This window comes from Flavobacterium psychrophilum DSM 3660 = ATCC 49418 (assembly GCF_002217405.1).
Classification (GTDB): Bacteria; Bacteroidota; Bacteroidia; order Flavobacteriales; family Flavobacteriaceae; genus Flavobacterium; species Flavobacterium psychrophilum.
In genome coordinates, this window is record NZ_MUHE01000039.1 from 59,285 (window position 1) to 67,916 (window position 8,632).

Annotated in this window: 9 protein-coding genes and 1 tRNA gene; 3 read left to right on the forward strand and 7 right to left on the reverse strand. The window is 32.2% G+C overall.

The window, feature by feature from the left end; translation table 11 throughout:
* Nucleotides 1–29: 29 nt before the first annotated feature.
* The 5 genes from B0A57_RS10265 to B0A57_RS10285 form a co-directional block, all read right to left on the reverse strand.
* Nucleotides 30–2,135 (reverse strand): peptidylprolyl isomerase, encoded by a 2,106-nt coding sequence (locus B0A57_RS10265; protein WP_034099573.1) that lies wholly within the window; start codon nt 2,133–2,135, stop codon nt 30–32.
* 95 nt (nt 2,136–2,230) lie between these two features.
* Nucleotides 2,231–2,425, reverse strand: a complete 195-nt coding sequence (locus B0A57_RS10270; protein ID WP_011964519.1) for a hypothetical protein — start codon at nt 2,423–2,425, stop codon at nt 2,231–2,233.
* Nucleotides 2,426–2,439: 14 nt separating this feature from the next.
* Complete coding sequence (gene lptC, locus B0A57_RS10275; protein ID WP_034099575.1) at nt 2,440–2,997, reverse strand: LPS export ABC transporter periplasmic protein LptC; 558 nt, start codon at nt 2,995–2,997, stop codon at nt 2,440–2,442.
* 5 nt (nt 2,998–3,002) lie between these two features.
* Nucleotides 3,003–4,217, reverse strand: coding sequence for a membrane protein (locus tag B0A57_RS10280; RefSeq protein ID WP_034099577.1), 1,215 nt, complete (start codon nt 4,215–4,217; stop codon nt 3,003–3,005).
* Entirely contained in the window at nt 4,214–4,939 is a 726-nt protein-coding gene (locus tag B0A57_RS10285) for a type III pantothenate kinase (RefSeq protein WP_011964522.1), read from the reverse strand. Before B0A57_RS10285 ends, B0A57_RS10280 begins: the two co-directional genes overlap by 4 nt.
* Nucleotides 4,940–5,037: 98 nt before the next feature.
* Here B0A57_RS10285 and B0A57_RS10290 point away from each other — a divergent pair.
* Nucleotides 5,038–5,110: transfer RNA gene (locus B0A57_RS10290), tRNA-Phe, on the forward strand.
* A 153-nt stretch (nt 5,111–5,263) separates the two neighbouring features.
* Here the strand turns inward: B0A57_RS10290 and B0A57_RS10295 are convergent.
* Both B0A57_RS10295 and dprA read right to left on the reverse strand, forming a co-directional pair.
* Nucleotides 5,264–5,578 carry a hypothetical protein gene (locus B0A57_RS10295; RefSeq protein WP_034099593.1) on the reverse strand — a complete coding sequence of 105 codons (315 nt, stop codon included), beginning with the start codon at nt 5,576–5,578 and terminating at the stop codon, nt 5,264–5,266.
* A gap of 242 nt (nt 5,579–5,820) precedes the next feature.
* The gene (gene dprA / locus B0A57_RS10300; RefSeq protein ID WP_034099595.1) at nt 5,821–6,921 is read right to left on the reverse strand and encodes a DNA-processing protein DprA; all 1,101 of its coding nucleotides are present in this window, start codon (nt 6,919–6,921) and stop codon (nt 5,821–5,823) included.
* 105 nt (nt 6,922–7,026) lie between these two features.
* Here dprA and B0A57_RS10305 point away from each other — a divergent pair, with 105 nt between their 5' ends.
* The gene (locus tag B0A57_RS10305) at nt 7,027–7,980 is read left to right on the forward strand and encodes an HU domain-containing protein (RefSeq protein ID WP_011964525.1); all 954 of its coding nucleotides are present in this window, start codon (nt 7,027–7,029) and stop codon (nt 7,978–7,980) included.
* Between the two features lie 99 nt (nt 7,981–8,079).
* Nucleotides 8,080–8,589 carry an acyl-CoA thioesterase gene (locus B0A57_RS10310; protein ID WP_011964526.1) on the forward strand — a complete coding sequence of 170 codons (510 nt, stop codon included), beginning with the start codon at nt 8,080–8,082 and terminating at the stop codon, nt 8,587–8,589.
* The last annotated feature ends 43 nt before the right edge of the window (nt 8,590–8,632 follow it).

Here is an 8,632-nt window from a genome sequence, read left to right on the forward strand (position 1 = left end):
GGATTTTTTCATTTATAAAACTTATGTTTTTAGTTAAATTGTGCTCTATTATCTTCAATAGTAGCGTCTTTCTTAAGCGCATTGTAAACTCTTCCCGAAACGGATCCTTTAGATTGTCCGCTTAGTCTTGCTGAAATATCTGTATAATTTGCAGCAACTGGTGCTTTTATACTAGATTTTACTTTAATTTTAAACACTCCCGAATTACCATCGATAGTTTGAGAAACAACGCCGTTTTTTAGAGAAAATGCTGTTCCTACAACTCTAGGTTCTACACCAATAGTTTGTATGTAAGCATTTGCAGCAACTACATCTAAAACCTCTTTTACAGGAGAACCTGTAGCTTTTGAGACTGCTTCAAGAGTACTACCAGACATCTTAACTTTAATTAATTCTGCTTTCTTTTCGTTTCTTAATTTAGTACCAATAGCCATTTTTGCTTCTTCGATAGGTAACAAACCTGCTTCATTTACTTTTTTTAGACGAGCAATAACATGTCCTGTTGGAATATTAAAACGTTTTATTTCTCCTTCTTTTGCGCCAAATACCCAACGAACTATTTCTCTCTGATTTCCTATACCTTGAACGTTTTCGTCAAGTGCTAATAGTTTAGCTGCTGGAGCAACTATTAGTTTCATTTCTTTTGCGGCAACATCAAATGCTTTTTCATTTGCGGCCATTTCGAATTTAGTTGCAGTAGTAAATACTTTATCGCTTGTTACTTCTGATGGCGATATTTTTTGCGCTAGTGTAGCCAAACGAACTGCATCTTGCTTGTCCGTTACATTGATGATATGAAAACCAAAATCAGTTTCTACTAATCCGATTTTTCCAACTGGGTTTGAGAAAACAAAATTATTGAATGGTTTTACCATTTGACCTTGACTAAAGTAACCTAAATCGCCACCTTGTTGAGAAGATGAATCATCAGAATTTGTATAAGCCAACATTTGAAATGCTGAAGGATTTGCTAAAACTTGAGCTAATAACGATACTGCTTTTGCTTTTGCTTGTTCTTTTGTTCTTTTTTCTTTTTTGTTTGGCACTTGCGTTCCTTCATAACTAATTAGGATATGACTAGCTTTTGCATTTGCGTTTACTTTTCTTCCTAAATTTTTTGTAATACCGTAGTAATCGCCAAACATATATGGTCCGTAAAATTGTCCTGGTGCTAAATTAAATAATGCTTCTGCATGTTCTACTGGCAAATCTTTTTTAGAAACATAGGTAGAATCGTATTTTATATCTGAATTTGCATTTACAAATTCTACTAAATTTGAAGCATTTTTAAATCCAACTCTTGCTTCGTTTACGGTTGTAGTTACTGGATTGTCTGCAACGGGATTTAATAATCCGTTTACTTTATCTTCTATTATTTTTTTGTCTTCTGCTGATGCTTTGTCTTCTACAAAAACATATTCTAATTCACGAGATTCGTCTGCTTTATACTTTTTTTCGTCTTTTTTCATAAAGGCGATTAGTTCCGCATCTGTAGGTTCTACTTTTTTGTCTTCGATAGTTGAATATGGCACAGAAACCACATCGAAGGTAACTTTGTTATTTTCTAATTCGTAGTTAAACTTTGCTTCTGCTTGTGTGGTATAAAAACCTGACTGTATCATGGTACTGTACATTTGTTCTTTAGTACTTTGCATGATTCTTTTTTCGTCTTCTAACCATTTTCCCCATTGCTCTGGGCTACCTTTTTTTAGCGATAGTAATGCTTCGTTAAATTTTGCCTTGTCGAATTTTCCTGCAGCATTTAAAAATTGTGGTGTTTGTGCAAACTGCGGGTCTTCCTTAATTATATTAATTAGCTGGTCATCGCCAATACGTAAACCTAATTTTTCGCATTGTTTTTCAAGCAAAACTCTTCTTACTTCTTGATCCCAAACACCATTTGTAGCTTGCATGATGGTCATGTTTTGCCCTGGTTGGCTTTTTTGAGCCATATCTACTTTTTCTCTAAATTCTTCAAAAGAAATATCGACACCATTTATTGTTCCTGCGTTTCTAGCAGTTTTTCCGAAACCACCATTTTCGATTAATGCACCTATTATAAATGCAAATAATGCTATTCCTACAACTGCTATAACTAGAAACGATTTTTGTCTAATTTTTGATAAAACTGCCATTTTCTTAAAATATTTTTTATTCAGTGAGCGAAAATACGATTATCTATCAAATATCAAAAGACTAAAGCTTTTATTTTGATAGAAAGTTTAATTTTTTATTGATTCTTATTTTGATTCTCAAATTTTTTGGCGAATTTCCTGCGAAAGAAAAACATAAATACCGCAGTAGCAGCAAGTATAAAACTTAAATATGCCATGTCTGTTCCTGAATTTAGTTGTGAAAATCCGTCGTATGCAAAAAATATTGCCGCAACCAAATAAATGTATTGTGTGTATTTTAAATAATTCATGTTTTTATTTTTTTTTAAATGCTGTAAACTCCTGTTATACTTTGTGTATCTAAAACTTTGAAATCTTTACTAAAATCGATTCCTAATCCTTCTATTACACTTCCTTTATTTGTAAATTTATATGATTTCTGAGTAAAGAACCATTCGTTCTTTTGGTCATAATATAATTGTTCGGTTTCGAGAATTTTACCATCGTTTGTGGTTATTTTTACTTTTCCGCTTAAATCGATTAAATTCGAATTTGTATATGAAATTGCATAATTTGATGTTACAAAACTTTTGTTTCCTTGCGTGTCATAAATAGTAACTTTTATACCTTTTGGAAATTCTGTAAACGGGAAGTCTAATTGGGAGAAGTCCAGCATTTGTGGTGATACCAAGACTACTTTTATTTTTCCAGAATCAGTGTACTTTAGGTTAAAATCTTTGGCTTCTCCAATAGGATTAAATTCGACCACGTTTATTTTTCGAACTTCGTTGATATTGCTTTCACATGAAATAAAAAAAAGTGTTGTCACGATAAGTAACAGCACTTTTTTTATTGTTTTTAATATCTTAAAATTTATTGTCATTTAGATTAGTCGAATTTTCGTTTTACAAACCATCTTTCGTTAAATGATAATCCAACTGAAATGTTCATGTAATTTTCTTGAATAAGGCCTGCATTTGTAGTTCCTTTTTTTCCTAATTCCATACCAATATTTATATTTGAACTACCCACACCTACTGGCAATCCTAGCCCAAGTGTAAAGGCTGTATCGTTTATAGATTTCTCGTTTATTACCAAGCCTGTGTTTTCGTAACGAAAACCTGCTCTGTAAGTTACTTTATTAAAATAATTTGAAAAAGAATTATAATTAGGGGTATAATATCCTCCTAATGATATTCTTGTTGCGTTTTCGTAAGACACTTTAGACCCCTCTATGTTTTCCTGGTCATTAGATCCTTGAAACGTAGATTCGAAGCCTACAAACCATTTTTTTATTTCTCCAAGTCCTGCTCCAAAAGCCAGTTTAGAAGGGATTTTTATTTTCGAATCGGCAACGATAAGCTCTCTAGATCCAACTGTGGTTGATGGAATTGTAGTTAACACACTTGTGTTTTTAGACACTAAGTTTGTACTAGGAGAAAGTGTGAAGCTAGATATCACGTCATAATTTTTAAATTTTGATTTGTATATCAAACCAGCATTAAGACTTATTCCGCTAACCTGAGAAGTGTTTGTTTCGCCAATACCATTTTGCGCATTAGCATATACAACCTGCGATAACCTTTCTATTTTTCCAAAATTAACACCAACATCGATACCCACACTTAATTTAGGCATAAGTTTGTATCCCGCAGCAACAAATGCTTTATTTAATCCTCCGCTACCTGAATATAGTGAAGTCGAAACATCTGTTGTTTTTTTAATCTTATATCCTACTGCCGAATATGGCATTAATCCTAAACTTAAACCTAATTTCCCAGCAGGAAAAGCTACTACAAGATAATCGAGCGTGGTCCTTCTAGCTTTTTCAGCTACATATTGATTCTCTAACTTTACCGTATTATATGTACCCGCAACACCAAAAGTAGTCAGTTTTAATGCAGATAATGACGCTGGATTTTGCAAATTTATATGAATACTATCAGGTAAAATACCTAGTCCGCCCATCGATTTATTTTCGACAGTCCCCTGAAATTTTACATTTCCAATTCCGTAAAAAGAATAAGGAGAAGCGGTTCCTTCTTGTGCAAAACTATGAAACGAAAGCAGTATGAAACTGCTTAATAAAATTTTTTTAATCATTTTTGATATTGATAAAGATTGTTCAGACTCTCTAAAAGAAAATTTGAATTGGCAAATATGGTATTTTTTAATCGTTTAGCCAAAAAATTAGCATCGCCACCAGTTAAAATTATGATAAAGTTTTCATTTTTCCCTCTCACAGCCTCTATATACCCTTCTATTTCGAAAGTCAAACCATTTACAACGCCAGAATGTAATGATTGATTTGTAGTGTTTCCTATAAGACTTTGTGGTTCTTGCAAAGTTAACAAAGGTAATTTTGCGGTATAATTATGCATGACTTCGTATCGCAAACGAATTCCTGGAGAAATGGCTCCTCCTTGATAAACATCGTTTTCATCAACAAAATCATAGGTAAGACAAGTTCCTGCATCAATTATTAATCTGTTTTTCTTTGGAAATTGAAAAACCGCACCAGCCGACAAAACCATTCTGTCAATGCCTAATGTACTTTGGGTTGCATAATTATTTTGAAAGGGAAAGGTGCTTTCTCTAGAAATAAAACAAACATATACTCGATTAGAGAACAATTCGAAAGCTTCTTTTTCTAGTTTTCCTACCGAAGCCACCACTAAAACCTTTATTTTATTGTTTAAATTTAAAATATTTTCGATTTCCGACTGAAAATTTTTATTTGAAAAAAAAGCAGTTTCTATAATCGTATTGTACTTAAAAACAGCACTTTTAATCCTTGTATTACCTACATCTATGGTTAGAATCATTTGTTTAAAATTGATTTTACAAAGGTACGAATAGATTTTTTTAAAAAAATGTTTTGTAGAACCGAAAAAACGTTCTATATTTGCACCCGCATTAGCACGGTACCTTAGCTCAGATGGTAGAGCAATGGACTGAAAATCCATGTGTCCCTGGTTCGATCCCTGGAGGTACCACAAAAAAACCCCTAATCCCTTATAAAATAGGATTCAGGGATTTTTTGTTTTTCAATAAACAAACCTAAAAACCAAGTTTGCACTTAAAAAATCCTAGGCTTTAAAAAAATATCGATATAAAAATCTTACTAACTGCTATTCTTTGTTTATATTTTATTCATACAATTTCAAATCCTTTAAGTATTCAATCAGAAAATTTATTTTAATATAATCATAATCCTCTTCAATAGCATCTGTAATTACCTCAAATTCTGCTTCGTCATCATAATCATTATAAAAAAAAATAAAGTAGAGATTTCTTATTTCTTCTAATTCCTGCAAAATATCATCGATAGTTCTGTTTTCGAAAGCAACATTAATACTTTTAAGTTCTCTGGAAATGAGTTTATAATCACTGCTCATCTCAAGCAAAACGCCTTCTTCGTTATGATAATTATAAAGTTTAGAAATATCTGGCTTTTTTGTCATTTGAAATCACTTAAAAATAGCAAACTAATTTTATAAAAAAAATTTGAATTATACAAGAAAAAAAAGAGATTAAAAAAACTTTTTCTAACTAATAACTAGGCGTTAGATAGATTATAACACATGCAATTACCATAAATAGTTTGCTTTATTTTTTTTTAATTACTAGCAAAAAATAATATTTGGGACATGCCCAAAGAATGAGATTTAAACAAGGGGGCTATTGTAGAATTAAGCGGTGTTTTCTAAATAATTTCAAACAATTTACCAGGCAAAGGACGTATTAGCCCTTTTAATTCCATATTTAATAATATAGATGATAATTTAAAAACAGGTAGATTACATTCTATTGCGATTGTATCTAAAAGTTCTTTGCCTTTTTTTTGAAGAAAATCATGAATTAATTGTTCTTCAGGTTCGAGTGAAACAAATAATTGTTTTTGAATGGTTTTTTCTTTCTTTTCTAATTCCCAATTGAGAATATAAATTAAATCGGCAGCGCTAGATAATAGGTGGGCTCGTTGGGTTTTTATAAGATTGTTACACCCTTGACTATACTTGTCTGAGATTCTTCCGGGAACAGCAAATACATCACGATTGTAATCATTCGCTAAGTTGGCCGTGATGAGTGAGCCACCAGAATCTGCACTTTCGATAACAATTGTTGCTTCCGATATTCCTGCAACAATACGATTTCTTCTTACAAAATTTTCTCTTTCTGGACTAGAATTGCTCCAAAACTCGGTCATAAAGCCACCGTTTTCTTCGACTTTAGACATGTATTTTTTGTGTACTTTTGGGTATATTTGGTTTAATCCGTGGGCAAGAACCCCAATGGTTTGCAAGTTATTTTCTAGAGCTACTTGGTGCGCTACAATATCAACTCCGTATGCAAAACCACTAACAATTATTGGGTTTAGCGGAGCTAAATCGGCGATGAGTTTTTTACAAAAATCGATTCCATAAGGGGTAATTTGGCGTGTACCAACAATGCTAATAATTCGACTTTGATTCAGATTGATATTCCCAGCAGTAAATAATAAAACTGGTGAATCGATGCAATGCTTCAGTCTTTCTGGATAATTCTCGTCTTTAAAATAAGAAACATTAATATTATTATTTTGAATATATTTGAGTTCCACTTCGGCCTGACCGAAAACAGTTTCGTTTTTTAAATTATTAAGTAAAACTTTACCAATACCATCTATGGTTGCAAGTTGCGAAGTTTTAGTAGTAAAAACAGCTTCTGCTGAACCGCAATGATTGAGTAACTTTTTGGCCATAATATCACCCACGCCTTCTACTTTTTGCAGTGCAAGTAAATAATGTAATTCAGTTTCTGTCATAAATTCTCACCTGTTTTATTTCAAAGCATCAAAAAAATATAAAATTGTTAATAACATTTGTTAATAACATTATTTTTTTCGCTTGTGTTTTATAATTTTGCTTTAATGAATATAGCAAATCACATATCCCAATTATTATATCGTTTCCAGTGTGTTAATGTACCTGGTTTTGGTGCTTTTTTAGCCGAAACCATCTCTGCAAACATACAAGAAAGTAATCAAACTTTTTATCCGCCAAAGAAAGTAATTTCTTTTAATTCGCATCTAAAAAATAACGACGGATTGTTAGCCAATCATATTTCTATTTCGGAAAAAATGAGCTACGACCAAGCAATTATTGCAATAGAAAATGCTGTTTCCTTATGGAAAATCGAGCTAGAAAGCAATAGGCTGTTATCCCTTAAAAACATTGGTGAGTTACGATTAAATCTAGAAAATAATTTGGTTTTTGAACCTTCAAATCATTTAAATTATTTAACTTCTTCCTTCGGATTAAGCTCTTTTGTTTCTCCGTTAATGAAAAGAGAATTAGCCATTACTAAGACCGAAGAAACTCAAAAAACTCAAGAAACTCAAGACATTGAAGTAGTTTATCAAATTCCCGCAACTGCAAATAAAAGATATCTAAATACTTATCTGAAATATGCTGCTGTTTTTTTATTATCGGTAGGAACTACTAGTATTGGTTATAAAGCTTATTTGAATGAGGCAGAACAAGCAGAAACACTAATGGTTCAGGCTGATGTTCAGAAAGAAGTAAATGCTAAAATTCAGGAAGCTACTTTTTTTATAAATAATTCTGCTCTTGAAGCTGAAACCAAAAAGACATTGCCTTTTCATATCATGGCTGGTGCTTTTAGAAATGAAAAAAATGCCAATAGAGAATTAGAAAATTTAATTTCGAAAGGATATAATGCTAGAATTCTTGATAAAAATTCAAACGGATTAATTCCAGTAGTTTACGGAAGTTTTGCCACTTATACCGAAGCACAATACAAAACGACTCAAATACAAAATACTATAAACCCTGTTGCTTGGCTTCTTATCGAGGAATTATAAAACAACTGCACTTTTAGATATTTAGCCACAAATTAAAAAATTTGTGGCTATTTTTTTCTATAACATATACTTTCCGTTTATCTTTGAAAAAAAAAAAATATGCAAGTAAAATATCCTTCAGAATCATTGACAATCCTTACAGATATGGTTTTACCCGGCGAAACTAATCCGTTAAACAACCTTTTTGGTGGTGAATTATTAGCCCGAATGGATCGTGCCGCAAGTATATCTGCTAGAAGACATTCTCGTAGGATTACCGTAACTGCATCTGTAAATCATGTTGCTTTTAATAAAGCGATTCCTTTAGGAAGTGTTGTAACTGTTGAAGCAAAAGTGTCTAGAAGTTTTAGAACTTCGATGGAAATTTTTATTGATGTTTGGGTTGAAGATCGTGAATCTGGAAACAAAAGCAAAGCCAACGAAGCAATATATACTTTTGTAGCTGTAGATGAAACTGGACATCCTGTTGAAGTCCCAGCAATTGAGCCACAAACTGACGAAGAAAAATCTAGATTTGATGCGGCTTTGCGCAGGAAACAACTTAGCTTAGTTCTTGCTGGAAAAATGAAACCTAGCGACGCAACAGAACTGAGAGCCTTATTTTTGTAAATTTCGAACTTTTTAGAAATTAGATAATACCATTTAAAGTTTA

Bases quoted from the DNA above. Each gene is read 5' to 3' on its own strand.
- B0A57_RS10265 (WP_034099573.1), bottom strand. From the start codon at position 2,135: ATGGCAGTTTTATCAAAAATTAGACAAAAATCGTTTCTAGTTATAGCA.
- B0A57_RS10270 (WP_011964519.1), bottom strand. From the start codon at position 2,425: ATGAATTATTTAAAATACACACAATACATTTATTTGGTTGCGGCAATA.
- lptC (WP_034099575.1), bottom strand. From the start codon at position 2,997: ATGACAATAAATTTTAAGATATTAAAAACAATAAAAAAAGTGCTGTTA.
- B0A57_RS10280 (WP_034099577.1), bottom strand. From the start codon at position 4,217: ATGATTAAAAAAATTTTATTAAGCAGTTTCATACTGCTTTCGTTTCAT.
- B0A57_RS10285 (WP_011964522.1), bottom strand. From the start codon at position 4,939: ATGATTCTAACCATAGATGTAGGTAATACAAGGATTAAAAGTGCTGTT.
- B0A57_RS10295 (WP_034099593.1), bottom strand. From the start codon at position 5,578: ATGACAAAAAAGCCAGATATTTCTAAACTTTATAATTATCATAACGAA.
- dprA (WP_034099595.1), bottom strand. From the start codon at position 6,921: ATGACAGAAACTGAATTACATTATTTACTTGCACTGCAAAAAGTAGAA.
- B0A57_RS10305 (WP_011964525.1), top strand. From the start codon at position 7,027: ATGAATATAGCAAATCACATATCCCAATTATTATATCGTTTCCAGTGT.
- B0A57_RS10310 (WP_011964526.1), top strand. From the start codon at position 8,080: ATGCAAGTAAAATATCCTTCAGAATCATTGACAATCCTTACAGATATG.